Below are 26,569 nucleotides of genomic sequence, written 5' to 3' on the forward strand. Positions count from 1 at the left end.
GATAATTTTGTTTTTTAACTATTTTCTGCAAAGAATTCGTGATAATTGGAAAATCTTGTCCACGCATCATCCTGAAATCATTAGCTTTGCATCAGAAATTTTATTTATGCTCGAAAAAGAAAAAATCCAGTTTGAAAAAACGGTCATCGTCGGAATTGTAACCCAAAAACAGGACGAAGAAAAATTGACAGAATACCTTGACGAACTCGAATTCCTGACTTTTACAGCCGGCGGCGAAGTCGTGAAGCGTTTTTTCCAGAAAATGGAACGCCCAAACCCAAAAACATTCCTCGGAACCGGAAAAATGGAGGAAATCAATCTCTATGTTAAAGAACACAGCATTTCGACCGTGATTTTTGACGACGAACTGTCGCCTTCCCAACAAAAAAATATTACTAAAATCTTAGATTGTAAAGTATTAGACCGCACCAACCTCATCCTCGATATTTTTGCACAACGTGCTGAAACTTCTTATGCGCGAACGCAGGTAGAACTTGCCCAGTGCCAGTATTTGCTGCCAAGGCTTTCTGGAATGTGGACACACCTTGAACGACAAAAAGGTGGAATCGGGATGCGTGGACCGGGAGAGACCGAAATTGAAACCGACCGCCGTATCGTGCGCGACCGAATTGCCTTGTTAAAAGATAAAATTAAAGTGATCGACAAGCAAATGTCGGTGCAGCGGGGCAATCGTGGCGCTATGGTTCGCGTGGCTTTAGTTGGTTATACCAATGTTGGAAAGTCGACCCTGATGAATGTCATCAGCAAAAGCGATGTTTTTGTAGAAAATAAATTGTTTGCGACTTTAGACACAACCGTTCGGAAAGTCGTGATCAAGAATTTGCCGTTTTTATTGTCGGATACTGTGGGATTCATCCGGAAATTGCCTACACAACTCGTCGATTCGTTTAAAAGTACGCTCGACGAAGTGCGTGAAGCCGATTTGTTACTGCATGTAGTTGATATTTCACATCCGGATTTTGAAGACCACATTGAATCGGTAAACCAGACTTTGCTCGATATTAAAAGCAACGACAAGCCAACGATCATGGTGTTCAACAAAATCGATGCCTACAAACACCTGACCATCGATGAAGATGATTTAATTACTGAAAAAACACACCGCCATTATACACTTGACGAATGGAAAGACACCTGGATGTCTAACGTTGGGGCAGAAAATGCGTTGTTCATTTCGGCTGTCAACAAAGAAAATTTTGAAGCGTTCCGCGAACGGGTTTATGAAGCCGTCAGGGAAATTCACATTACGCGCTTTCCGTATAACAAGTTTTTATATCCGGATTATAAAGATGCGGTGGAAAAAGAAGACAATGATGAGTAGCTAAGTAAAATAAAAATATGTTTTATAAAAAAAGCGTCCAAAATGAATGGGCGCTTTTTTTTATGGATTATTTGGTAAACTTTGACACTGTACCACTCTGCCACTATTGAAAATCCAGCTCTTGCAGCTTAGGTGCTTCGTGTTAAAATCCGAAATTCACGCCAAGCCCGAAAACTTCCCTGGTTTGAAATCCGCGGAAAGCGTTGTCATCATAAATCGCCTGGAATGAAAGGTTTGTCGACAGGTATTTGTTGATTTTCATCACGACATTCAACTGGTAATCCATATCTACATTTTGTGTGTCCTCAAGGTAATTCGAATACAGGCTCAGGATATTTTCAAATGATACATTGGTCATAATGTTAAGCTTGTAATATCCTGCAGCATAGAAACCAAGCTCGTAACGCAGGCTTTTATTCGTGCCAACGCCAAAATAGGATTCATCGACATAATCCGGAATAGAAGTAAACGAATTGTCAACAAAAGTCAGTTTTGAAGTTGCCGGAGCCAAATTAAATTTAAGGTTTTCAGTCTTTTTCCACTGCATACCCGGCCCAAAAGTCAGGTAACCCGGAGAAAGGAATCGTGAAACGGCATCACTTCTTTCCTCAACGCCATCAACCATGCTGTATTTATAACCATCGGTAAACTGGGTTTTAAAATTCAGGAAAAACGAATACGACCAGTAACCTATGGCTTTTTTTCCCACGAGTGAGTTGAATTCTAAACGGTCATCGGTTTTTTTCTCGTTGGCATCGTTTGTTTTTACCAATCCATAGGAAGCAATAAGTTTATTGTCCCAGGTCCAGTCGTCTTTTTTATAATTCAGGTCATAATTGATCCCAACCGTTCCCGAAATATTATTTTCGCCACCGGCAACCCAATTGCTAAAGCTTGATTGGTTCAGCAATAAATTAAAATTCCCTTTTGAAGTCCACACTTTTAGTGAATCTGGTGTTACTGCAGCCGCATCAGCGGATGTATCCTGTGCCATGGCCGATGTGGCGCCAAAAGCAAACAATAATAAAGTGGTAATTTTTCTCATATTGGATCTGAGTTAGAGTTTATGCTGTAAAAGTAAGCATTCAAAAAAAATAACATAACGAAAGCCCAACAAATTTAAGGCTTGGCTTTTTTAAACAAAGGAACTGCCGAGCAGGCTTCCCCATACATAATGCTTTTCGCAAATGGCTGTAAATATTGCGCTGCCAATACATAAGCACTCATTGGCACAGGCTTTTTCGAACAGCCTTTGATAATGACTGGCTTATCCATATAAATCGAATAATCAATTTTGGGAAGCAGGTCCTGGTAAATCGCGGTTTCAAGGTCTTCTAATGATCCATTGACGATTTTTTTGGCGAATGGCACTGCATAGATCGTAACCAATATGGATGCCCAGGCAGGAACAATCGCATCTGTGCTGCAGTTTACCGCGACAAATGCATCCTGATATTGCACCCAGTCGTGGTTTTTTAAATGCTCCCGGAAATCTTTTTCCCGCAATAAAAAACCTTCAGTGAGCCATTGCGACATATCGATTTGGAATCGCTCTTCTTTGGTGTAATAATCTTCTAAATCAAATACTTCCAGTATACTGGAAGCTACTCTATTAATGATTTCTTCTTCCATGGATTTATAGCATTCCGAGTTCGAGCTTGGCTTCTTCGCTCATTAAGTCTTTGCTCCATGGGGGATCAAAAGTAATTTCGACTTCGGTTGATTTGACATTTTCAATAGCCGTGATTTTTTCTTCTACTTCTTTTGGAAGGCTTTCTGCAACCGGGCAGTTTGGCGAAGTCAGCGTCATCAGGATTTTCACTTCCTGGTCGGTATTAACCATGACGTCATAGATTAAACCGAGTTCGTATATGTCAACCGGGATTTCGGGATCGTAAATGGTTTTTAATTTTTTTACGATTTGCTCTCCAAGTGCTGTAGTATCTATTTCTTGCTCCATAATTCCTTTAATTGTGTTTTGAGTTGAATGCAAAGGCATACATTTTAATTTGCTTGATCATCGAAACCAAGCCGTTTGCGCGTGTGGGCGACAAATGTTCTTTAAGTCCGATTTCATCAATGAACTGCATCTCTGCTTCTAAAATATCCGAAGCTTTCTGGTTTGAAAATGCCCGGATCAAGATGGCGATAATCCCTTTGGTAATAATCGCATCACTATCGGCAGTAAAAACAATTTTATCTCCGTTTTCTTCGGCGTGAAGCCAAACTTTTGACTGGCAGCCTTTGATGGTGTTTTCTTCGGTTTTGTATTTTTCATCAATCAGCGGAAGCGATTTCCCGAGATCGATCACATATTGAAAGCGCTCATCCCAATCATCAAACATTGAAAATTCATCAACAATTTCGGCCTGTATTTCTTGTATCTTCATTATTATTCTTTTGCCAATGCCGTGATTTTGGTTACAAAACGCGCAATTTCAATTGGTGGCGTTCCGTGATCAAAACCATCGGTTTGGTAGGTTTTATCTTTATAAGTCACTTTCAGGTTCCCGATTGCCGCGCCGTCGTAAAAACGCCTTTCGCTCGGTGCTTTTAAATTTGGCAAGCCGTCCAGATCGATTTCCTGAAATTCAGTGATCAGTGCTTTCCAGTCGGCATCTGAAATTTTTTCAGTCACGGCAACCGCATCAGAATTACGGTCTTTAGAAACAAAAATCGTTTGGTTTTGGATGATGATTTTCTGGTAAAATCCGCGTGTGTTCGCAGAATATTCTACGACAGCCGATTTGATGTCCTGCTTCTGCTCATTGTCACAGCTTTTGCCCAAAAAAATCGTCAAAAAAAGTATCGATATAATTTTCATAAATGTATTTTAAGATAACATGGTTTTTGCTTTTTTGACGGCTTCAACCATCAAATCAATTTCTTCTTTAGTATTGTAAAAGGCAAAAGAGGCGCGCACCGTTCCGGGAATGCAGAAATGCGCCATGATCGGCTGGGCACAATGATGGCCGGTTCTCACGGCAATTCCCATTTTATCTACGATCATCCCGATGTCATACGGATGAATGCCTTCGATGTTGAACGAAATTACGGAAGTTTTTTGTTCCGATGTGCCAAAAATCTTCAATCCTTCAATTTCAAGGAGTTTTTCAGTTGCGTATTGGAGCAGTTCTTTTTCCTGTTGCTGGATGTTGTCAAAACCAATCGAATTCAGGTAATCGATTGCCGTTCCGAGCACAATTCCGCCAGCGATATTTGGCGTTCCGGCTTCAAATTTATGCGGCAAATCGGCATAAGTCGTTTTTTCGAATGTCACTTCCTTGATCATTTCACCGCCGCCCTGATATGGTGGCAATTTGTTGAGCCAGCTTTCTTTTCCGTATAGAATCCCGGTTCCTGTTGGCCCGCAGATCTTATGTCCTGAAAACACATAAAAATCACAATCCAGATCCTGAACATCTGGTTTTAAATGCGGCACTGCCTGAGCGCCATCAATCAGAATTGCCGCGCCAACCGCATGCGCTTTTTCAATCATGTATTTGATCGGATTGATCGTGCCGAGCGCGTTAGAAATGTGGTTTACGGTGACGATCTTTGTTTGATCCGACAGCAATTTGTCGTATGCATCCATGATCAGTTCGCCCTTTTCATTCATCGGAATGACTTTCAAAATGGCGCCAGTTTTTTCGCAAAGCATTTGCCACGGCACAATATTGCTGTGGTGTTCTAATGCTGAAACAACCACCTCATCGCCTGGTTTTAAAATCGATGCAAATCCGCTTGCGACCAAATTGATACCGTGCGTCGTTCCAGAAGTAAACAGCACTTCATGGGAAAATTCGGCATTGATGTGGTTTTGGATTTTTTTTCTGGATGCTTCATAAGCATCGGTCGCGAGCTGGCTCAAAGTATGTACGCCGCGGTGAATGTTTGCGTTAATTTCCTGGTAATATTTCGAAATCGCATCAATGACGATCTGTGGTTTTTGTGAAGTGGCGCCGTTGTCAAAATACACCAGCGGCTTGCCGTTTACTTTTTGGGAAAGTATCGGGAAATCGGCTCTTATCTTGGTAATGTCTAACATTTTTGTGTGGAAAATTTGTACGCAAAAATACAAAAACCTGAAGGTTTAATTCCGAATATTATGTTATTTGTTTCGAATGAAAATCCACTTTGTTTAAAACGATTCGCCTGCGCCGCCACCGCTAAATCCGCCGCCTCCAAACGCCATCGGATCATCGGTTTGCGTATGGTGCAGATTCAGTTGTGAATTGATAATGATCGCCTGCGCATACATCAATGAATTTTTATCTGTATTGCGGTCGGGTTTGAAAGTCAGGCCACTTTCTTTGTGCCTGAGTTTGAATATTCCGAAGCATGCAATTCCCGAAAGCACCATTCCACCAAAAATCAATGCCGTTTCAATCGGCATCAAACTGTAATAATACCGGATCGTAAAAATTGAAAATGCAAAAGCGAGTAATCCGACAATTAAGAATTCGCGGCTTTTTTTCTTCAGTGCAAACGCAATATATCCAACAGGAATCAAAAAGGTCAAGGCATAAAAAAGAAACGCAAACGGAATGTCTTCGCCTGGTTTAACTTCAATTCCCATCAGTTCTGCCGATAATTCGCGAACGACGAGATAATTTACAGCTGCATATCCTAAAACCATGCTGAAAACCTGCAGCAATTGCATTGCATATTGGTAAAAATAAGTTTCGGGGTTTCGCTTCAAAATCGTAAAAATCCAGTATATAAATCCGGCGACCAACAGCATTACAAAAGGCAGAAACGCGGTTGGAATTATCCTGTAATCAATAATTAAAATGGCCACAGTTCCCGAAATACCTACTAATGCGATCAATGCCGATAAAGTATTGACATAACGCAGGCAGCTCAAAGTGCCCACAATTCCCATCACAATCAAAACAAAAAGCTTGTTTTCAGTAGAAAAGCCGATTGCGGTAAAAAGCATCGCCTGAAAACCGAGTACAAAAACATCGTCGAGTCCGTAATTATAGAACTTGTTTTTTGCTAAAATTTCGCTTCCCACAAGCCCGATAATGGCATAGAAATAAAGGATAATCGTGAAATCAAAATCGCCCCTGTCCCAAAGCGGCGACGTGAAAAGCGCGATTGCTCCAGCAATTGAAGAATACAGCAACATCCCAAGCAAAAAGAATCCAGCGCGCATTAATATATTCGGCTGGGTTTTGAGTTGCTCGTATTTGTTTTTGATTTTAAAATACTGATCTGATGAAATGAATTTCCCGTTCCTGAGGCTTTTTGCTTCTTCCACCAAAAAAGTGTTTTCGAGTAATTTCTTATGGTAGGCTTTTATATTTTTTGCGGTTGAATTGTTTGATGGATCGGATGAACAAAAAGATCGAACCGATAAAATAAATAGGCGAAAAGATCAGTAGAAACTCGAAAAATGCAGAGCTGTCGGCAGCCTGAAGCATTTTAAATAAAACAATGTTAAGTCCGATATAGCCGTAAAGCAGCACAAATATAAAAATCGAAACCGCTTGTATTTTATGGCTTTTCCAATAAAAGTAAACCACCGAAGCAGAAAGGAATAAGGCATAAAGTGGCCAGTAGTAATCAGCCATTCCGGTCAGGCAGCAAATGCAGATCAGGTGCAACGCAAAAGTAAGGAACACCATTGAAAAATGTTTCTTGAAATCTGTTTTCTCTGAATATTCCGTCCATAAAAGCAGCAAAATCCCCAAAGCGATCCCGTAATAAAACAACGCCGGATTGTCATAAAATTCGCCATGCATCAATGCTTGCGGCGTCGCGGAAATCCCAATGGCTGCCGACAATCCGGTAATTCCGATAGACAAAGCGCTGCGGTTATCGAAATAATAAGCGCTTGCAAAACCAACAAAAGCCGTCAGCAAAGCCACAAATGCCGAACCCAAAACCTGGTATTGAAATTCGAAATAGCCAATGAAAATGCCGCTTAACAACGTTGCAGCTAAAACGAGGTAATTGAATACCGGATTTTCAAAATCGGTTTCATTTCTCGAAAATCCAGTCGAATTTTTAAAGGAAAAATAAAACGAAACGCCAGTCGCGATAAGCAACAATGCCATAATTACGGTATGCCCGATCGTGTCAATGTTGTCATAAATTAAAATTCCGGCACCGGTCGTAAACAACAAAACCGCCAAATAAAGCAGGAACAGCAATTCGTTGTGCAGCGAGAAAATTTTCAACGACTCATACGCTTTCACATCGACAAATTCCTTTTCAGAAATCAGGTTTTCGTCTAAAAGCTGCTGCGCAATCTGTACTTTGGATTTTTCCATAATCATATAGTGTGAATCCAAATATACATTCTTTTACGCCAAGCTGATTTTTGGAAACTGCAATTTGTCGCATTGTTTTTATACTTTTATCGGACACCAAATTTTCTGAAAATGAAAAAATTAAAATATTTCATGCTGATTTTAATCGTTGGAATCGCTGCAGTTGTCCTCATAAATTACCCAAAACTCGACCTGATTTCGGGCTTTGCGGCCAAAAGTGTCGCATCGGCGCATTTCATGGACGGAAGAAGTTTAACGGCCATTGAAACGGGCGACAACGACATTCCGCTTGTGACTTTGGCTACGAATAAAATTGATGAAGTGGGGAAATCTGCGACTGCTTCAGTATTTGGGTTAAAAACCAGGAAAGCGGTTTTCCGTGAAGGTTTGGGTGCGGTTTTAATCGATGATGATTTTGATGCGAATGCGAAATATGACATTCCGAAACGTAATTTTACTACGCTCAATTTGCCGTTTCCGTATGGAAATAATGAGCCGAAAGACACGGTGTTTGCCAATGTTGATTACACAAAATTACAAGCTGCAATGAACAATGCTTTTGATGAAAAAGGCCAAAAAGCAAAACGTACGCGTTCAGTTGTCGTTGTTTACAAAGACAAAATCTTAGCCGAAAAATACGACACAGGATTTACTAAAAACTCCAGGATTTTAGGCTGGTCGATGACCAAAAGCATCACGGCAACGATGTTCGGAATCCTGCAAAAGCAAGGCCAATTCGACATTTACAAACCCGCACCAATTGCCGAATGGAAAAACGACAAACGCGCTAAAATCACCACAAACGATTTGCTTCACATGAACAGCGGCCTCGAATGGGAAGAAAAGTACGACAAGATTTCAGACGCGACTAAAATGTTGTTCCAGGCAAAAGACATGAGCCGTTCGCAACTTGAAAAACGGGCTGTCGCCGAACCGAATTCGCTGTGGAATTATTCTTCCGGAACAACAAATTTACTTTCGGGAATTTTGCGAAAACAGTTTAAAACGCATCAGGAATACCTTGATTTCTGGTATTCAAATTTGATTGATAAAATCGGAATGCATTCGATGCTGGTGGAAACCGATATGTCTGGAAATTATGTGGGTTCTTCGTATGGCTGGGCGACGACACGTGATTGGGCGAAGTTCGGATTGTTGTATTTGCACAAAGGAAACTGGAACGGCGAGCAGTTATTTGATCCAAGTTGGGCCAAATATGTGTCAACGCCAACAAACACTTCAAACGGCCGATATGGCGCGCATTTTTGGCTCAATGCTGGCGGTTTTTATCCCGATGCGCCGCGCGATTTGTATTCGTGCAATGGCTTTCAGGGACAGATGGTTTTCATCATTCCGTCGCTGGATTTGGTTGTAGTCAGAATGGGTTTGAAGGAAGACCCGGGTTTTGATTTTAATGCTTTTTTGAAGGAAATTATTGGAAGTTTCAAGAAATATAATTATGAAGACTGAATTATAAATGAAAAAGCCCGACTGAAACGTCAGGCTTTCTTGATATGATTAATGCCCTAGCCCCGATTGCAACGCAAATCCTTTTTTTGAAGGATTACTCTGAAGCGCAGCGGAAGAGAAATCTACTTCAAAAAAAGATTGCAGTGAAAAGCGGGAAAAAGCTACTAATTTACAAATCAAATCCCATATTCACACCCAATTTCATTGCGATGATCTTCGTGATTCTTTGTTTCAATTCCGGGATTTTGATGCTTTCGATGACTTCGTTTGAGAACGCATACATCAGCAACGCTTTGGCTTCTTTCTTAGGAATGCCACGCGATTGCATGTAAAACATCGCCTTGTCGTCGAGCTGTCCGATCGTGCAGCCGTGTGAACATTTGACATCGTCGGCAAAGATTTCGAGCTGCGGTTTGGCATTGATCGTGGCTTTGTCGCTGAGTAAAATGTTGTTGTTTTGCTGAAATGCGTCGGTTTTTTGCGCTTCTCTTTCGACATAAATCTTTCCGTTGAAAACGCCGGTTGATCTTTCGTCAAAAATCCCTTTATAATTCTGGTGGCTTTCGCAATTTGGCGTCGCATGCTGCACCAAAGTGTGGTGATCAACGTGTTGCTTGCCTTCGATGATTGTGATGCCTTTAAGCGTACTGTCGATGCGTTCGCCCTGATGGTAAAAATTCAGGTTGTTTCTCGTGATGTTTCCACCAAAAGAAAATGTGTGCACCGAAACGTGGCTTTGCTCCTTTTGGGCAATGTAGGTATTGTCTACCAATGACGCTTCAAGGTTGTCATTCTGGATTTTATAATAATCGACGATCGCGCGTTTTTTGGCAAAAATCTCGGTAACGGAATTCGTCAAGACCGGATTTTCGTTTAAGCTTTGATGTCTTTCAATGATCTGAACGTGTGCGTTTTCACCAACAATGATTAGGTTTCGCGGCTGAACCAAAAGCGCGGCTTCGGTTCCGGTTGAAAAATTGATGATCTCGATTGGTTTTTCAACCACTTTACTTTTTGGGATGTTGATGTAAGCGCCTTCGAGGGCAAATGCCGTGTTCAAGCATGTTAAGCTTTCGTCTTTGCTCGCGACTTTATTGAAATATTCGTCGATGACCATTTTGTATTTTGGCTTCGTCAATGCCGATGACATCAGGCAAACATCGATGCCGTCATGTGTTGTTGCCGACAAAAACGAACTGAAAACACCGTCAATAAAAACGACTTTATACGTGTCGATTTCGTGCAGAAAGTATTTTTTGACATCGGCAAATTCGATGGCATTGTCACTTTTTGGGAATACGCTGAAGTCGTTTTTGAGTACCGAATTCAGCGATGTATATTTCCAGGCTTCTTCCTTTTTCGTAGGAAAGCCTTTGTTTTCGAAGTTTTTAATGGCCGAAGTACGGATGTCGTGCAAATCTGCAGTAACATCGACACGTTCTTCGAAAGCCATGAAAGACGAGATTAATTTTTCTTTTAGTTCCATTTTTGTCGTGACCTCGACTGGATTCAAACCAGTAACCTCTTGGGCCGTATTTGTTGATTTGACCATTAAGAAATTAAGAAAAATTAAGCCTTAATGAAACTTAATCTCTTAATGATTTTACTTATGCCTTTTCACTTATGCCTTGAATTTAATTAATTCTCCGCTTTAATCCAGTCGTATCCTTTTTCTTCCAATTCGTAAGCGAGTTCTTTCCCGCCTGATTTTACAATTTTTCCATTGTACAAAACGTGAACAAAATCCGGAACGATATAATCCAAAAGCCTTTGATAGTGCGTGATGACTACAATTGCATTATTTTCGCTTTTGAGTTTGTTGACGCCATTGGCTACAATTCTGAGTGCATCAATGTCAAGCCCTGAATCGGTTTCATCGAGGATTGCGAGTTTTGGTTCGAGCATCGCCATCTGAAAGATTTCATTTCTCTTTTTTTCTCCGCCCGAAAAACCTTCGTTTAAAGAACGTGATAAAAATTTACGGTCGATTTCCAATAATTCTGATTTTTCGCGGATCACTTTCAGCATTTCATTTGCAGGCATTTCTGCCAATCCGTTGGCTTTGCGGGTTTCGTTGATTGCCGTTTTCATGAAATTCGTTACCGAAACCCCGGGAATTTCCACCGGATATTGAAACGATAAGAAAATGCCTTTGTGCGCGCGTTCTTCCGGCGCGAGATCGGCTAAATCTTCACCGTCTAAATAAACGGCGCCTTCAGTCACTTCGTAGTTTTCGTTTCCTGCTATGACAGCAGAAAGCGTACTTTTTCCGGAACCGTTCGGGCCCATAATAGCGTGGACTTCACCTGCATTTACCGTTAAGTTGATGCCTCTTAAAATATCTTTGTCTTCTACTTTTGCGTGTAGGTTTTTGATTTCTAACATTCTTGTATTTTGTATTTTAAACCATTAAGGCATTAAGTTTCATTAAGTTTTATCCGACAGATCCTTCAAGCGAAATCTCTAATAATTTTTGTGCTTCTACCGCAAATTCCATCGGAAGTTTGTTTAAAACCTCTTTACTGAAACCGTTCACAATCAGCGCAATCGCTTTCTCTGTTGGGATGCCGCGTTGGTTGCAATAAAAAACCTGGTCTTCGCCGATTTTTGAAGTCGTGGCTTCGTGTTCGATTTTTGCAGACGGATTTTTGCTTTCGATGTACGGAAAGGTATGTGCCCCGCAATTGTTTCCCATCAACAGCGAATCGCATTGTGAAAAGTTTCTCGCATTGTCGGCTCTTGCAGAAATTTGCACCAATCCGCGGTAGCTGTTTTGTGATTTTCCTGCTGAAATTCCTTTCGAAATGATAGTCGATTTGGTATTTTTTCCCAAATGGATCATTTTCGTTCCGGTATCAGCTTGTTGGAAATTATTGGTTACGGCAATCGAGTAAAATTCGCCCACCGAATTGTCTCCTTTTAATATGCATGACGGATATTTCCACGTTACAGCTGATCCGGTTTCAACTTGTGTCCACGAAATTTTTGCATTTTTCTCACAGATTCCGCGTTTGGTCACGAAATTATACACGCCGCCTTTTCCTTCTTTATTTCCTGGATACCAATTTTGAACCGTTGAATATTTAATTTCGGCATTGTCCATTGCGATCAATTCGACAACGGCTGCGTGCAACTGGTTTTCGTCGCGGCTTGGCGCGGTGCAACCTTCGAGATACGACACATAACTGCCTTCGTCGGCAATCACCAAAGTTCTTTCAAATTGACCTGTTCCGGCCTGGTTGATTCGGAAATAAGTTGATAGTTCCATCGGGCAGCGCACGCCTTTCGGAATGTAGCAAAACGAACCATCAGAGAAGACAGCCGAATTTAATGCGGCGTAAAAATTGTCTTTTTGAGGAACAACAGTGCCAAGATATTTTTTAACCAGTTCCGGATGTTCTTTGATCGCTTCAGAAATCGGGCAAAAAATAATGCCTTTTTCCGATAAGGTTTTTTTGAAAGTCGTTGCAACAGAAACCGAATCAACGACAATATCCATCGCGACATTGTTCATCATTTTTTGTTCGTCGATCGAGATTCCGAGTTTTTTGTACATCGCCAACAATTCGGGATCTACATCGTCTAAAGTTTTTGTAGGATCGGACTTTTTGGGCGCTGAATAATACGAAATCGCCTGAAAGTCGGGTTTTACGTAATTGACGTTGGCCCATTCCGGTTCTTTCATTTCTTTCCACGCGCGAAACGCCTCAATGCGCCAGTCGGTCATCCATTGCGGCTCTTCCTTTTTGAGGGAAATCGCGCGAACGATGTCTTCATTTAAGCCAATCGGAAACGTTTCTGAATCGAGATCGGTGTAAAATCCGTACTCGTATTCTTTATTTTCGAGCTCGATTTTTAAATCGTCTTCGGTGTATTTTGACATATTTATTTTTTTGAGATCACTTATAGCGAAAATGATTCGCCACAACCACAGGTCCTGCTTGCATTCGGATTGTTAAAAACAAATCCTTTGCCATTCAATCCGCCCGAAAATTCCAAAACAGTTCCCGCCAAATACAGGAAAGATTTTTTTTCTACGGCAATCTTTACGTTATTATCTTCGAAGACTTTGTCATTTTCACCCAGTTCTTTGTCAAATTTCAATTCGTATGACAAACCGGAGCAGCCGCCGCTTTTTACGCCCACACGAACGTAATCCTGCGCTGCATCAAAACCATCGTCTTTCATCATGTCGACGATTTTTTTACTTGCTGTATCTGATACTTTTATCATAGCCAATAGGGTTTTTGTCTAAATTATTTGCGCTTTGGCTTTTCAGCCTGTCGCATTCAATCCGCAAAGATATTACATAAAAAGCTTTTTGCCGCACAACCTAACATTTTTATAACGGATGAACGGATAGAAATTTCTTATTCGTTCCGATTTTTGACTGTGGATTTTATAAATTGCAACTTCTTTTAATCCTCAAATTTTTTGAATCTTTAAATTCTACGAATGAAACTATATCCTATTGAAGCAGGAAATTTTAAACTCGACGGCGGCGCGATGTTCGGCGTGGTGCCAAAAACCATCTGGAACAAAACCAATCCCGCCGACGAAAACAACCTTATCGACATTGCCGCCAGATGTTTGCTAATCGAAGATGGAAACCGGTTGATTTTAATCGATACCGGAATGGGAAACAAGCAATCGGAGAAATTTTTTGGCTATTATTCGCTTTGGGGAAACCATTCAATCGACAAATCATTAGAAAAAAACGGTTTTCACCGAAATGACATTACCGATGTTTTTATGACACACCTGCATTTCGACCATTGCGGCGGAAGCGTACAATGGAATTCAGATAAAACCGGATATGAAGTCGCTTTTAAAAACGCGAAATTCTGGACGAATGACAACCATTGGGATTGGGCAACGAAACCAAATCCGCGTGAAAAAGCCTCGTTTTTATCCGAAAATATTCTGCCAATGCAGGAAAGCGGCCAACTGAATTTCATCAAACGCCCCGAAAATGATTTTCTTCCAGAGTCAGAACTCGGTTTCGGAATTTTCTTCGCCGACGGCCACACCGAAAAAATGATGATCCCAAAAATCAAATACAACGACACAACCATTTGCTTTATGGCCGATTTGTTGCCAACTGCCGGGCACATTCCGCTGCCGTATGTCATGGGTTACGACACGCGCCCGCTTCTAACTTTGCCCGAAAAAGCAAAATTCTTAACCGAAGCAGCCGACAACAATTATTACCTCGTTCTCGAACACGATGCTCATAATGAAATCATTACCGTCGAGAATACCGAGCGCGGTGTTCGGTTAAAAGAGGTTTTTGAATGCGGGGAAATTTTCTAAATTTGGATTTCTGTCAAATTACAATCGGTATTTTGTACAATTTCAGAGTTACGGTTAATGCAATCAACTTCGGCAAGGGTTCGTAAATCGTTCTAAAACCGTAAATTAAATGTTAATTATTGTGCCGTGTAACAAACTCGGACTATTTTTGACCTATTCAAAAAATTCATACAGATGAAATTACTTAAGCCAATTGGCCTTACCGCTTTTGCGATGTTAGCATTAGCGGGCTGCGGAACTTCAAAGATGGTAGCTACCAATCCCGCAAATATTGACAAAATCCCTTTAAAGATCAGCCCGATAAATGAAAACGACCTCAAGCGCTGGAGCAATCTCGACCTTGTGAAAGATACCGTTCCGGGAATGAGTGTTGATAAGGCTTACGCCGAATTGATCAAAAACAAAAAAGGTGTGAAGGTCATTGTTGGTATTGTCGATTCTGGTGTGGATATCGAGCATGAAGATCTGAAAGGCATGATCTGGACAAACACCAAAGAAATTCCCGGAAACGGAATCGACGACGACAAAAACGGTTACATAGACGACGTTCACGGCTGGAATTTCCTTGGAGACGCCGATAATGAAAACCTCGAACTCGTTAGAATCCTTAAAAAAGGCGACGACGGTTCTATAACCTACAAAAAAGCCAAAGCCGATTACGATAAAAAGAACGAAGAAGCGCTTGGCAGCAAACAACAGGTCGATTTTATTTTCAAGGCCAAAGACAAAGTCGCGGCTTACCTAAAAAAAGACAATTACACACTTGATGAAGTCAAAGCGATTACAACTACTGACGGCGCATTGATGCAAAGCAAACAAGTCATGATGAGCGTTATCGGGCAAACCGGCCCGGATTTCAATTCTGATCTGAATGACTACAAAAACCAGGTGTACGACCAATTGAACTACAACCTGAACCTCGAATTCAGCGGACGCAAAACCGGCGACAATCCCGATACGATGGATAACAAATTCTACGGAAACAATACCGTTTGGGGCCCCGCAAAAGACGGCGCACTTCACGGAACGCACGTTTCAGGAATCATTGCGCAAATTCGTGGCAACAAACTTGGAAGCGATGGTGTAACCAATAACGCACAGATTATGGCCGTTCGCGCAGTTCCAAATGGCGACGAATATGACAAAGACATTGCATTGGCGATTCGTTATGCAGTCGATAATGGCGCAAAAGTTGTCAACGGAAGTTTCGGAAAATACTTTTCGCCACATAAAGAATGGGTTTACGACGCCATCAAATATGCGGCAAGCAAGGACGTTTTAATCGTAACTGCTGCAGGAAACGACGGACTTGATATCGACCTCATCGAAAACAAAAGCTATCCGAACGATTCGCAAGACAATACGACTGAAGTCGCTAACAATTACATCACTGTTGGCGCATTGAACACGACTTATGGCTCTGGTTTGGTGGCGAATTTCTCCAATTACGGAAGCAAAAACGTCGATCTTTTCGCTCCGGGAACAAAAATCTACGCAACCGTTCCGAACAATTTATACAAATTCGAACAGGGAACATCGATGGCATCGCCGGAAGTTGCCGGAGTTGCTGCATTGGTGCGTTCCTATTATCCAGATTTAACAGCAGCCCAGGTCAAACAAATCCTGATGGATTCGGGAACGCCAACAACAACTGTAGTCACATTGGGTGAAAAAGAAGAAAAACGCCCGTTCACAAACGCTTCAAAATCGGGGAAAATGGTCAACGCTTACAATGCTTTGGTTATGGCTTCAAAGATCTCTAAGAAAAAATAATCACAATTTACTATTGAAATGGAAGGTTCGCGCCTTCCATTTTTATATCCAATCGTATGAAAAAACTTTTTTTATTTTCTGTATTTGCTTTGGGATTGAACGCTGTTTCGGCACAAAGCACTGGCTATTGGCAGCAGCATGTGGACTACAAAATGGATGTCGTCATGGATGTCAAAAGCTACCAATACAAAGGCAAGCAGCAATTGGTTTACACCAACAATTCGACCGATACTTTACGACGCGTTTATTTTCATTTGTTCAACAATGCGTTTCAGCCTGGAAGCGAAATGGCGACACGTTTGAGCACTATTGCCGATCCCGATGGCCGAATGGTTATCAAGTCAAAAATAGACGGAAAGGAAATCAAAACGAACAGGATCAATGAATTGAAAACCAATGAAATCGGCTATTTAAAAGTATCGAATTTCAAACAAGATGGCATCGAATCGCAGACAAAAGTAGCGGGAACGATTCTCGAAGTCACGTTGGCCAAACCGATTTTACCGAATTCAAAAACAACATTTACATTGGATTTTGACGGACAATCTCCGCTACAAATCCGCCGTTCAGGACGCAACAATTCCGAAGGTGTCGAATTTTCAATGGCGCAATGGTATCCGAAAATGGCCGAATTCGATTTTGAAGGCTGGCACGCCGATCCATACATTGCACGCGAATTTCACGGTGTTTGGGGAAATTTCGACGTCAATATCACGATTGATAAAGATTACGTTCTTGGCGGAAGCGGTTACCTGCAAAATAAAAACGAGATCGGGCACGGTTATGAAGATGCTGGCGTTACAGTAACTTATCCGAAAAAAGCAAAAACTTTGACCTGGCATTTTATCGCGCCTGAAGTGCATGATTTTACTTGGGCAGCGGATAAAAATTACCTGCACGATAAAATTGTTGGACCAAATAATGTCGAATTGCATTTCCTGTACAAAAACAATCCGAAGATCATCGATAACTGGAAAAAGATCGAGCCAAAAACAGCGGAATTGATGGATTTTTACAACAAAACCGTTGGTGAATATCCATACAAACAATATTCTGTGATCCAAGGCGGCGACGGCGGAATGGAATATGCGATGTGTACGCTCATTCTTGGAGAAGGCAAATATGACGGCATTCTAGGAACGATAGCGCACGAACTTGGTCATTCGTGGTTTCAGCATGTCCTGGCTTCAAATGAAAGTGAACATTACTGGATGGACGAAGGTTTTGCAACGGTTATCGAAGAGCTTGGAATGAACCATCTGGCAGAAAAACCGGTGGCAAATCCGTTTGAAAGTACGTATCGCGCCTATTACAATCTTGCAAATTCAGGCAAAGAGCAACCGCTTACAACACAAGGCGACCGTTTCGATGTGAACAGAAGCTACAGCATCGCGGCATATTGCAAAGGCGCAATCTTCCTGACGCAATTCGAATACCTCATTGGAAAGGAAAACCTGATGAAAACGATGAAGAAATATTACGCTGATTTCAAATTCAAACATCCGACGCCAAACGACATCACGAGAACAGCAGAACGTGTTTCGGGAGCCGAATTGGGTTGGTACCGAACTGATTTTGCCGAAACGACAAACACGATCGACTACGGTATTAAAGAAGTTTCTGATAAAGGCGAAAAAACAGCCATAACATTAGAAAGAATCGGAAGAATGCCGATGCCTATTGATGTTGTTGTAGAATATACGAACGGCACAAAAGAATATTATTACATTCCGCTTCGCATGATGCGCATGCAAAAACCCAATCCGTATCCGGAAATGAAAAGGATTGTTCTGAATGATTGGGACTGGTCTTATCCGACATTTTCATTCGAAATTCCCAAAGGAAAAGCATTCATCAAAAACATCACAATCGATCCAAGCGGGTTGATGGCCGATGTGAAACAGGAAAATAACGTGTATCCGTTGATAGAGAAAAAACCATAGTTTGTTGGAATGACAAAAAAAACAAAAATCCCTTCTGAATTTTACAACAGAAGGGATTCTTTATAATCAAGAGTTAGATTGATTATTGTGCAGGTTTAGTTGCATCTGATTTCGGTTTTTGGGCAGCTTGTTCTGCTGGTACGGTAGTGGTAGTTTCCGTTTTTGTGGCTGATTTTGCAGTACCGTTATCTGCACTTTTTACAGTCGTTGATGTTGTTGAACTTTCTGCTTTTTTAGCTTCCGGAGTTACCGAAGTCACAGATTCTGTCTTGGTTTGTTCTTTAGTCGTTTTCTTCGCTTCCTGTGCTGATGCACAAACGCCAACCAGGATCATAACACTTAAAAATAAATTTTTCATCTTAGTGATTTTTATTAATTAAAAATATTTTGTTGTTGTAAATGACTTGTGATTTGCAAGGATGATGCCGTTGCAATTTAATGCCCGTCCAAACTATTGCTTCAGTCATAATTTTTAGAAAAAAATACTTTTAAACAACTGTTTTTAAACAACTTAAAAAATATTGACATTTATGTTTATCCCAACTTCTCTATGTCCGATGAATTTGCGAAAGTTGTGGAAAGCTGTAGAACGTCTTGTTAAAAATTGTAGAATTGTTGATTTTTTCCCAATTTTCCCATAATCCCGAATGACTTTGTACCTTTGTCCACGCCCGAATAACAAAATATGCCTTTTACGTATCCGAAATCTGAAAAATTAAAAAGCCGAAAAACCATCGATGTGTTGTTTTCGAAAGGCAAATCGGTTTCAAAATACCCACTGCGATTGGTTTATGCTGAGGTTACAGATCAGGATGAAGTTTTGAAAACAGGCGTTTCGGTATCCAAAAGATATTTTAAGAAAGCTGTTGACCGGAATTATTTCAAGCGCGTGCTTCGGGAAACCTATCGATTGAATAAGCATCTGATCGAAATTGGCCCCGAAAAAAAATACGCATTCATGCTGCTTTACCAAAGCAAAGACCGATTGACATACGAAGAAGTTCTGGCCAAAACCATTTCTCTTTTCGAAAAGTTTTCGGCTGAAGCCAATAAGTAACCGATTGCTTGATCTGCGGTCGTATAATTTTTCAAAAGCAGTTTCGTTTTATAAAAAACTCCTGGTATGAAAACTACTTTACCTTTTTTAATTTTTTTGCTTTTTTGTTTTTCTGCTTGTACAAAACACCCATCTGAAGAGACTTACGACAGTAAAATCAGCTCGGTTCGTTTGCCTGCAAGCGATTTAAAAAAAGACAAGGTTGCATCTGACTCAGACAAGAAAATCATCCGCAACGCAAACCTGAAATTTCAATCGGAAAATCCCGAAGAGACATATTTGCAAATTGGCAAGACCGCAAAAAAATGCAATGCAATCATCGAAAATGACAACCAGGAAAAAAGCGACAGCGAAATTTCCCGGACACTTATCATTCGTGTTCCAAGCCAGAATTTTGAGCCATTCTTATCGGAAATCGGAAAAGGCGTGGCTTATTTTGACACGCGCGAAATTACCTCAAGCGATGTAACCGAACAATATATTGATTCTGAAACCCGCCTCAAAAACAAAAGAGTGCTCGAAACCCGTTACCTCGAATTGTTAAAAAAAGCAGGCAAAGTTTCCGAAATCCTCGAGATCGAAAAAGAATTATCAGACGTTCGTGAAGAAATCGAATCCAAAGAAGCACAACTAAAATACCTGCAAAGCCAGGTTTCGATGAGCGCCATAACCATCTCATTTTACAAGCCTGTTGCCCACGGAAACGGCGTCACGATTTCATACGGTTCTAAAATGTGGAATGCTGTCGCTGAAGGTTTTTACGGATTTTCAGGATTCTTGCTCGGTTTGCTTTATATTTGGCCTTTTATTACTATTTTAGTCGTCCTGTTTTTTGTTTTCAGAAAGAAACTCAGAAGAAGAAAAACCCTTTAAATCATGTACAATTTTTTGAAAAAAAGATACATCCTGCCTGCGCTCGCTGGCGGATTTTTGTTCGTCGGAATGAGTTTTCGCGAAGATTTTTTTGAAGTTGCGAAACAGATCGAAATCTTTACGACGCTTTTTAAAACGGTCAATTCCAATTACGTCGATGATACGAATCCCGGCGAACTGATGGATCATGCCATCAAAAGCATGCTTGCCGATCTTGACCCGTACACGAATTACTTCAATGAAGCCGATGTAGTTCGGTTCAAGATCAACAACACCGGCGAATACACGGGAATCGGCGCAATGATTACGCGAAAAGAAGGCAAGCTCATCATCAAAGAACCGTATAAAAATTTTCCTGCAGACAAGGCCGGACTCAAAGCCGGAGACGAAATCATACAGATTGGCGACGTCAGCCTCAGCGATTTTAAAGACGACGCTTCGCAGTTGCTCAAAGGCGCGAAAAATACGAAAGTCGACATCAAATACATCCGACAGGGAAAAACACTTTCGACCCAATTGACATTGGATGAAGTCGATATCAAAGCCGTTCCGTTCTTTGGAAAAATCGATGACAAAACCGGTTACATCGTGCTGTCACAATTCAATAAAAAAGCGAGTCTTGAAACTAAAGAAGCTTTGGAACAGCTCAAACGCGACGGAGCCGACAAGATCGTTTTAGACTTACGTGGAAATCCGGGCGGTTTGCTGAACGAAGCCGTAAACATCTGCAATTTATTTGTTCCGAAAAACGAGATCATCGTCACGACAAAATCGAAAATCGAAAAACATAATAATACGTATAAAACCACGCACGATCCGATTGATACGGAAATTCCGCTCGTCATTTTAGTCGACGGAAAAAGCGCTTCTGCCTCTGAAATTGTCGCCGGAGCTTTGCAAGATATGGACCGCGCCGTGATTGTTGGCAGCAGGAGTTTCGGAAAAGGCTTGGTGCAGCGTCCGGTCGACCTGACTTATGGCACCCAGATCAAGATCACGATTTCTAGATATTACACGCCTTCGGGTCGATGCATCCAGGCTTTGGATTATACGCACAAGGACAAAGATGGCAAAGCGATCCGCACAGACGCCAGCAAATACAACGCGTTCCAGACCAGAAAAGGCAGAACGGTTTATGACGGCGGCGGCATTCAGCCAGATGTCGAGCTCAGCGAAACCAAAACCAGCCCGATTACGGATGCTTTGGTGCGTAACGACGGGATTTTCAATTATGTGACGAATTATTATTATGCGCATCCGAATGTTGGGACAAACATTCCGACGATTTCCGATGCTGATTTTTCCGATTTCAAAGCCTATCTCAAAAAACAGAATTTCTCTTTTGATACGGAAACGGAAGTCGCGCTTAAAAACACGCTGACTACAGCCAAAAAAGAGAAAGTCGATGCAGCGATCGAAGCCGAATTCAAGCAATTGCAAGCCGCTTTAAACCGCAGCGAGGAAACGCAGCTGAACCAGAATTCTAAAGAAATCAAATCGTTAATGATCGACGAGATCATCAAGCGTTACCAGTACCGCGAAGGATTGTACCAATACTACACAAAAAGCAATACTGAAATCAAGAAAGCCGTTTCAATCCTAAGCAACATGCCAGAATATAACAAAATCCTGAAAATATAATGAGGCATTTTCTAATTTTCCTGTCGCTGCTTTTCAGCGGATTTTTGTTCGCACAGGAAGAAGTCGTACAGTCGGTTTATTTTGAATTTGACAAATATTCATTGGATGAAAAACAGGCGCAGGCCGTGGTGAATTTCATCAAAACGACCGATTCTACACGTATTGAATCGGTGGAAATTTTTGGTTATACCGATGACATTGGAAAAGATGCTTACAATTTTAAGCTTTCCACAAACCGCGCTGCAACGATCAAAAACAAACTCATCCACAGCGGCATTAAAAACAAAATTATTGTCACCATTGAAGGTAAAGGCCGGATTTTAATCGACGATGACATTGTCAAAAACCTGCCTGAAGCGCGTTCTAAAAACCGCCGCGTCGATGTGGTTCTGAACTTAAAAGAATTGCCGAAAATCGAAATTCCGGGATTTTTTACTTCAATCCAGAAAAAACACATTGTTGGCGACCACATTTATCTCGAAAATTTATTGTTTGAGCGCGGCAGCAGTAAACTAACGATCAAAGCAAAAACGCAGCTCGATAAACTGGCTTTGGAACTGCACAGGCACAAAAACCTGCAGTTTGAAATTCAGGGCCATGTGTGCTGTACGCCGCCATACCAGAAAGAAGCGATCGACCGGGAAACGCGGAAGCGGAATTTATCTTTGAACCGCGCCGAATCAGTTTACAAATATCTGGCTTTTAAGAAAATTCCTAAAATACGCATGACTTTCAAAGGATATGGAAATACCGTTCCGCTTGGAAAAGGCTCGGAATATGACCGCCGGGTGGAATTGGTGATTACTAAAATTTAGTGTTTATTTAGAAAGGTAAAATTCAGTACCATTAAGATATTAAGTTTCATTAAGCCTTAATTGTCTTAACCCCTTAATGGTTTAGAAGTTTAAAATCATCAAGAGTTTCTTTTCATTTCAATATGCGGAATATCGTCCTCAAGATATGTTTCGCTTGACGTGATAAACCCAAGTTTTTCATAGAATTTCTGCAAATACAATTGTGCGGAAATCGTGATTTTTGCTTCTCCGAAAAAAGTTTCAATGCCCGAAATCGCCTGTTCCATCATTTCAAATCCCCATTTTCTATCGCGGTAATCCGGATCGATCACGACACGCCCGATTGACGCATTTTCAAAATAATCTCCTGATTTGAATAGTCGCGCGTAAGCAACGATTTTTTCGTCAGATTCTCCAATCAGGTGCAATGCTTTTAAATCCTTGCCGTCGATATCCTGATATACGCAGTTTTGCTCGACTACAAACACTTTTGAGCGCAACTGCAATATCGAATACAATTCAGGCGCTAAAAGTTCCTCAAATGGCTTTATTTTCCAATTTATAATCATTTCGTTTTCTTTCGTTTTAAAAATTCAGCCGATTTGACGATCGATTCGAGTTCAAACATCAGATCGCGCTTTTCTTTTGACGGCGCATAGCAAAATCCTTCGAGCACCAAAGCGCGGTTTCTAGGCCAGTCAATAATAGTATAATTGATGAATGGCCCCGACATAAAATCGTTTTTAAGTTCCCAGGTTCCTTTGGTCTCGAATGTTTCTTTTCTTCTGAATTTGTTGTTGAACAAATACGGCGCATACGAATCTTCAGTCACCATTTGCGTATTTTTCGAAGTGCCGTGAATATACAAATTCCCAATGGAATCGCGCATTTTGATAATGTTGTTGATGGGATATTGCTTGTTTTTGATCTGGCTGATCGGAACCTGATAAATCAAAATACTTGTGCTTCCGCTGGTGATTTCTTTTTTAAGCCAGATGAATTTTTTGCTTTTCATGACAAAATTATAACCTTTGGGAACATGCAATGCAATCCGGAATTTATCGGCGATCAATTGGGTATTGATTAGCGAAGTGTCGATGATGCGCTGGTTTTCGGTGATTTCCGTTACGCGGATGCGTTCGATGATTTTAGGTGCATTTTCTTCAATTAGTTCTAAAATCGCAGCAGCAGTTTTTCCTGAAATGTGAAACACATTCTGCGGTTTGGCATATTCATTTTCAATGACTTCAAAATAATTTCGGGATTCCTTTTTGACGACAATAATGTTCCGGCTGTTTGCCATAAAACCTTCCAGCAACCGGATTGGATATTGGTTAATCGTAAAAAGCGGCTCTTCCTGCGGCAACCCGACAACTGGCGACGCAAATTTATTCCGGATGCTGTCACCTACTTCGCCGTTCCAGAGCTGGTCGTCGATGATGACAGAAATCGTGTTGATTTTCCCGGAAGTTTGTTCAGGTTCGGTATTTTTATTTTTGCACGACAACACCAAAACCGGCACCAGCATCCATAAAAAAAGTGCCTTTTTCATAGTGATGAAATAAGCCCTAAATTTAGTTGTTATTTTTTTATTATCCGTTTATTTTGAGTTTCATTCCCGGTTTGAGTTCGTTTCCGCTGATGCCGTTCCATTTTTTAATGTCTGAAATCGTCACGCCAGGATATTTTTTTGCGATGCTGAACAAGGAATCGCCTTTTTTCACGAAGTAATGATCTTCTACTTCTTTTTTAGAAACCTGTCTGTCTTTTTTAGACGTTTTTTCCGCGACAGCGTTGTCATTGTCAACAACCAGTTTTTTGTTTACGATCAAGGTCGCACCCAACTGAATGCTGTTGTCTGACAAATCGTTCCATTCTTTCAGGTCAGAAACTGCTACGCCGTTTTTCTTGGCGATGCTTCCTAAATTGTCGCCTTTCTGAACGGTATATTCAACCGATTTTACTTCTGTTTTTGGTGTTTCCACATTAGCAACATCTTCGATACCGTTTTTAATATCGGCTATTTTCAATTTGCTTTGCAATTGGATTTGCGTATCTGAAAGGTTGTTCCATTTTTTTAGGTCTTCCACTGAAACATTGTATTTTCTGGCAATGGCACCTAAATTATCTCCGGCTTGAACGACATAAAAATCGGAAGGTTTATCAGCAGTTTCGGCAATTGGCTCTTTCTTCGTTTTTTCCGCCACAGCGAAGTTTTCGCCTTTTACTTCTTTCCTGACCGTAGAAACCACTCTTTCGTTAGAAACGATTTTGAGGTTTTTCCCAAAAGCCACGTTGTTGCTTTTCAGATTGTTCCACTTCTTGATCTCTGCAACAGTTACGCCGTATTTTTCAGAAATTTCGCCCAGGTTGTCGCCTTTTTTCACTTTGTGGAATTTCGTCACATCTTTAAATGAAACTACTTTTTCCTCTTTGTAAACTTTAGACGCTTTTGGCTGAACGGTTTCGGTCGATGCTATTGCAGTTGTCGTATCTTTAACAATCGCAACTTTCTCGATTTTTTCTTTCTTCACATTCGAAGCAACCCTTTCAGAAGTTACAATTTTTAAGTTTCTTCCAAGTGGCGCGCTGTTTCCTTTCAATTTATTCCAACGTTTGATTTCAGAAATCGAAACATTGTAAGCATTTGCAATTTCGCTAAGATTATCGCCACGCTTGACTTTGTGGTATTTCGTTCGCGAAACAATCGCACTATCGCCGCCATTTCTCAAAGAATCCCTTGAAACCAAACCTCTCAAACGTGAAGAATATGGTTTCTCCCTTTGATTGTCTTCATGTTGCACGTACGCATAAATCTTGTCTTCATTTGAAGTGAACACTGCAATTTTTTCAAGCGGCAATCTTAAGAAATGCGGTTTGTCTGTATAAGTTGGAACGACATTTAATTTGTAAGAAGGATTCAACATTTGCAATTGTGCTACCGGAATATCCAAAAGATCAGATATTTGTTTGAACGACATTTGCTTTTTCATCATCACCGTATCGGTCGCGAAATGTTTTACGATCGCGCGGTTCGGTACAATTCCGTGTTCTTTGTGGTATTCGTAAATGTACATCGTGGCAAGGAAAGCCGGCACATAACCTGCAGTTTCCTGTGGTAAATATTTCCTGATGTTCCAGTAATTTTGCTGTCCGCCTGATCTTCTGATCGCTTTGGCAACGTTTCCAGGCCCTGAATTGTAAGATGCCAAAACCAGATCCCAGTCGCCGAAAATTTTGTACATGTTGGTCATATATTGCGCCGCAGCTTCGCTGGCTTTCAACGGATCGCTTCTTTCATCAACATACGAATCAATTCCGAGGTTGTATTGCTTCCCAGTTTGGTACATGAACTGCCAAAGTCCGGTTGCGCCTACTCTTGAAACGGCTTTCGGGTTTAACGCCGATTCAACGATAGCAAGATATTTGATTTCCAACGGAACATTTTGTTTAGCCAAAGCTTCTTCAAAAATCGGGAAATAATATTCTGAAATGGCCATCAGCCTTTCGTAAGATTTTTTTCTGTTTTTGAGGAATGATTTGATGATGTTTTCCAATCCCGGATTGTATTCTATCTTGAATGGCGATTTTGCATCCATTTCGGCGAGTCGCTTTTTGAGCAATTCTGTCGGAAGTTCGGCATAATCTACCTTTTGATCGAGCTTGATGTTTTTGATGTCTTCGGAAAGATCATTGTAAATATCAAGGTTTGTGAGCTCTTTCATCCAAAGGCTGTCTACGCAAGACGCAAGATTGTCCTTTTTGAAAGTGCCTTTGATCGAATCAAGATAGGAAATTTTGACAACAGGTTTCGAAAAATTGTTTTGTGCCGAATCCTGTGCAAAAATGCAACCGGAAACCAGCAAAAAAATCGAGAGTGTGGTATTCTTTAAATTCATACTTACGTTGTTATTGTTCGTTTGGCCAAGGCCTCAAAGTGAACTTTAATTCGTGTATTTTTTATTGTTTTTTTAGCAAAATTGTATGCTTTCAATTACAATTTGTTACAATTCAAATAATTACATTGAAGCAAAAATAGGAATCTTATAACAAAATCCCATAATTGTGAAACGTAAATTTGT

The 26,569-nt window shown here is 40.9% G+C and carries 25 protein-coding genes; 9 read left to right on the forward strand and 16 right to left on the reverse strand.

Going from position 1 to position 26,569, the window contains the following annotated elements; all coding sequences use genetic code 11:
• The first annotated feature begins 106 nt into the window (after positions 1-106).
• Positions 107-1,342, forward strand: coding sequence for a GTPase HflX (gene hflX, locus BLS32_RS03285; protein ID WP_091391851.1), 1,236 nt, complete (start codon positions 107-109; stop codon positions 1,340-1,342).
• A 142-nt stretch (positions 1,343-1,484) separates the two neighbouring features.
• On the opposite strand, the gene BLS32_RS03290 is transcribed toward hflX, so the two are convergent.
• The 8 genes from BLS32_RS03290 to BLS32_RS03325 form a co-directional block, all read right to left on the reverse strand.
• Positions 1,485-2,387 carry a DUF3078 domain-containing protein gene (locus BLS32_RS03290; RefSeq protein WP_091391852.1) on the reverse strand — a complete coding sequence of 301 codons (903 nt, stop codon included), beginning with the start codon at positions 2,385-2,387 and terminating at the stop codon, positions 1,485-1,487.
• 74 nt (positions 2,388-2,461) lie between these two features.
• The gene (locus tag BLS32_RS03295) at positions 2,462-2,974 is read right to left on the reverse strand and encodes a DUF2480 family protein (RefSeq protein WP_091391853.1); all 513 of its coding nucleotides are present in this window, start codon (positions 2,972-2,974) and stop codon (positions 2,462-2,464) included.
• A 4-nt stretch (positions 2,975-2,978) separates the two neighbouring features.
• The gene (locus BLS32_RS03300) at positions 2,979-3,302 is read right to left on the reverse strand and encodes an SUF system Fe-S cluster assembly protein (protein WP_091391854.1); all 324 of its coding nucleotides are present in this window, start codon (positions 3,300-3,302) and stop codon (positions 2,979-2,981) included.
• A 7-nt stretch (positions 3,303-3,309) separates the two neighbouring features.
• Complete coding sequence (locus BLS32_RS03305; protein WP_091391855.1) at positions 3,310-3,732, reverse strand: SufE family protein; 423 nt, start codon at positions 3,730-3,732, stop codon at positions 3,310-3,312.
• 2 nt (positions 3,733-3,734) lie between these two features.
• Positions 3,735-4,166, reverse strand: a complete 432-nt coding sequence (locus BLS32_RS03310; protein ID WP_091391856.1) for a hypothetical protein — start codon at positions 4,164-4,166, stop codon at positions 3,735-3,737.
• A 9-nt stretch (positions 4,167-4,175) separates the two neighbouring features.
• Positions 4,176-5,390 (reverse strand): aminotransferase class V-fold PLP-dependent enzyme, encoded by a 1,215-nt coding sequence (locus BLS32_RS03315; protein ID WP_091391857.1) that lies wholly within the window; start codon positions 5,388-5,390, stop codon positions 4,176-4,178.
• 93 nt (positions 5,391-5,483) lie between these two features.
• Entirely contained in the window at positions 5,484-6,608 is a 1,125-nt protein-coding gene (locus BLS32_RS03320; RefSeq protein WP_091391858.1) for a hypothetical protein, read from the reverse strand.
• A gap of 25 nt (positions 6,609-6,633) precedes the next feature.
• On the reverse strand, positions 6,634-7,623 hold the full coding sequence (locus BLS32_RS03325; RefSeq protein ID WP_091391859.1) for a DUF2157 domain-containing protein: 990 nt from the start codon (positions 7,621-7,623) through the stop codon (positions 6,634-6,636).
• 111 nt (positions 7,624-7,734) lie between these two features.
• Here BLS32_RS03325 and BLS32_RS03330 point away from each other — a divergent pair, with 111 nt between their 5' ends.
• A complete protein-coding gene (locus BLS32_RS03330; protein WP_091391860.1) occupies positions 7,735-9,093 on the forward strand; it encodes a serine hydrolase domain-containing protein in 1,359 nt (452 codons plus the stop codon).
• A 169-nt stretch (positions 9,094-9,262) separates the two neighbouring features.
• Here the strand turns inward: BLS32_RS03330 and sufD are convergent, their stop codons facing one another.
• The 4 genes from sufD to BLS32_RS03350 all read right to left on the reverse strand — a co-directional run bounded on the left by sufD (position 9,263) and on the right by BLS32_RS03350 (position 13,326).
• Positions 9,263-10,579, reverse strand: coding sequence for a Fe-S cluster assembly protein SufD (gene sufD / locus BLS32_RS03335; protein ID WP_091392413.1), 1,317 nt, complete (start codon positions 10,577-10,579; stop codon positions 9,263-9,265).
• 152 nt (positions 10,580-10,731) lie between these two features.
• A complete protein-coding gene (sufC, locus tag BLS32_RS03340) occupies positions 10,732-11,478 on the reverse strand; it encodes a Fe-S cluster assembly ATPase SufC (protein WP_091391861.1) in 747 nt (248 codons plus the stop codon).
• Positions 11,479-11,527: 49 nt separating this feature from the next.
• Entirely contained in the window at positions 11,528-12,976 is a 1,449-nt protein-coding gene (gene sufB, locus BLS32_RS03345) for a Fe-S cluster assembly protein SufB (RefSeq protein ID WP_091391862.1), read from the reverse strand.
• Positions 12,977-12,996: 20 nt separating this feature from the next.
• Positions 12,997-13,326, reverse strand: a complete 330-nt coding sequence (locus tag BLS32_RS03350) for a HesB/IscA family protein (RefSeq protein ID WP_091391863.1) — start codon at positions 13,324-13,326, stop codon at positions 12,997-12,999.
• Positions 13,327-13,548: 222 nt separating this feature from the next.
• On the opposite strand from BLS32_RS03350, the gene BLS32_RS03355 reads away from it, so the two are divergent.
• The 3 genes from BLS32_RS03355 (at position 13,549) to BLS32_RS03365 (ending at position 18,122) form a co-directional block, all read left to right on the forward strand.
• Positions 13,549-14,406: an MBL fold metallo-hydrolase gene (locus BLS32_RS03355; RefSeq protein ID WP_091391864.1), complete on the forward strand. Its 858-nt coding sequence runs from the start codon at positions 13,549-13,551 to the stop codon at positions 14,404-14,406.
• 174 nt (positions 14,407-14,580) lie between these two features.
• Complete coding sequence (locus BLS32_RS03360) at positions 14,581-16,179, forward strand: S8 family peptidase (RefSeq protein ID WP_091391865.1); 1,599 nt, start codon at positions 14,581-14,583, stop codon at positions 16,177-16,179.
• Between the two features lie 56 nt (positions 16,180-16,235).
• On the forward strand, positions 16,236-18,122 hold the full coding sequence (locus BLS32_RS03365; protein ID WP_091391866.1) for a M1 family metallopeptidase: 1,887 nt from the start codon (positions 16,236-16,238) through the stop codon (positions 18,120-18,122).
• Between the two features lie 82 nt (positions 18,123-18,204).
• Here the strand turns inward: BLS32_RS03365 and BLS32_RS03370 are convergent, their stop codons facing one another.
• Positions 18,205-18,480 carry a hypothetical protein gene (locus BLS32_RS03370; protein ID WP_091391867.1) on the reverse strand — a complete coding sequence of 92 codons (276 nt, stop codon included), beginning with the start codon at positions 18,478-18,480 and terminating at the stop codon, positions 18,205-18,207.
• Between the two features lie 327 nt (positions 18,481-18,807).
• Here BLS32_RS03370 and rnpA point away from each other — a divergent pair, with 327 nt between their 5' ends.
• From rnpA to BLS32_RS03390, 4 genes are all read left to right on the forward strand, one after another.
• Positions 18,808-19,179, forward strand: a complete 372-nt coding sequence (gene rnpA / locus BLS32_RS03375) for a ribonuclease P protein component (protein ID WP_091391868.1) — start codon at positions 18,808-18,810, stop codon at positions 19,177-19,179.
• 66 nt (positions 19,180-19,245) lie between these two features.
• Positions 19,246-20,052, forward strand: coding sequence for a DUF4349 domain-containing protein (locus BLS32_RS03380; protein WP_091391869.1), 807 nt, complete (start codon positions 19,246-19,248; stop codon positions 20,050-20,052).
• A gap of 3 nt (positions 20,053-20,055) precedes the next feature.
• The gene (locus tag BLS32_RS03385) at positions 20,056-21,693 is read left to right on the forward strand and encodes a S41 family peptidase (RefSeq protein ID WP_091391870.1); all 1,638 of its coding nucleotides are present in this window, start codon (positions 20,056-20,058) and stop codon (positions 21,691-21,693) included.
• The gene (locus tag BLS32_RS03390; protein ID WP_091391871.1) at positions 21,693-22,508 is read left to right on the forward strand and encodes an OmpA family protein; all 816 of its coding nucleotides are present in this window, start codon (positions 21,693-21,695) and stop codon (positions 22,506-22,508) included. The genes BLS32_RS03385 and BLS32_RS03390 overlap by 1 nt, the downstream gene beginning before the upstream one ends.
• 98 nt (positions 22,509-22,606) lie before the next feature.
• Here the strand turns inward: BLS32_RS03390 and BLS32_RS03395 are convergent, their stop codons facing one another.
• Genes BLS32_RS03395 through BLS32_RS03405 form a run of 3 tightly spaced genes read right to left on the reverse strand, consistent with a single transcriptional unit; the run spans position 22,607 to position 26,386 of the window.
• A complete protein-coding gene (locus BLS32_RS03395) occupies positions 22,607-23,056 on the reverse strand; it encodes a GNAT family N-acetyltransferase (protein WP_091391873.1) in 450 nt (149 codons plus the stop codon).
• Complete coding sequence (locus BLS32_RS03400; protein WP_091391874.1) at positions 23,053-24,039, reverse strand: DUF4837 family protein; 987 nt, start codon at positions 24,037-24,039, stop codon at positions 23,053-23,055. The genes BLS32_RS03395 and BLS32_RS03400 overlap by 4 nt, the downstream gene beginning before the upstream one ends.
• Before the next feature lie 40 nt (positions 24,040-24,079).
• Complete coding sequence (locus BLS32_RS03405; RefSeq protein ID WP_091391876.1) at positions 24,080-26,386, reverse strand: LysM peptidoglycan-binding domain-containing protein; 2,307 nt, start codon at positions 26,384-26,386, stop codon at positions 24,080-24,082.
• Between the last annotated feature and the right edge of the window lie 183 nt (positions 26,387-26,569).

Source organism: Flavobacterium noncentrifugens, assembly GCF_900100375.1.
Lineage (GTDB): Bacteria > Bacteroidota > Bacteroidia > Flavobacteriales > Flavobacteriaceae > Flavobacterium > Flavobacterium noncentrifugens.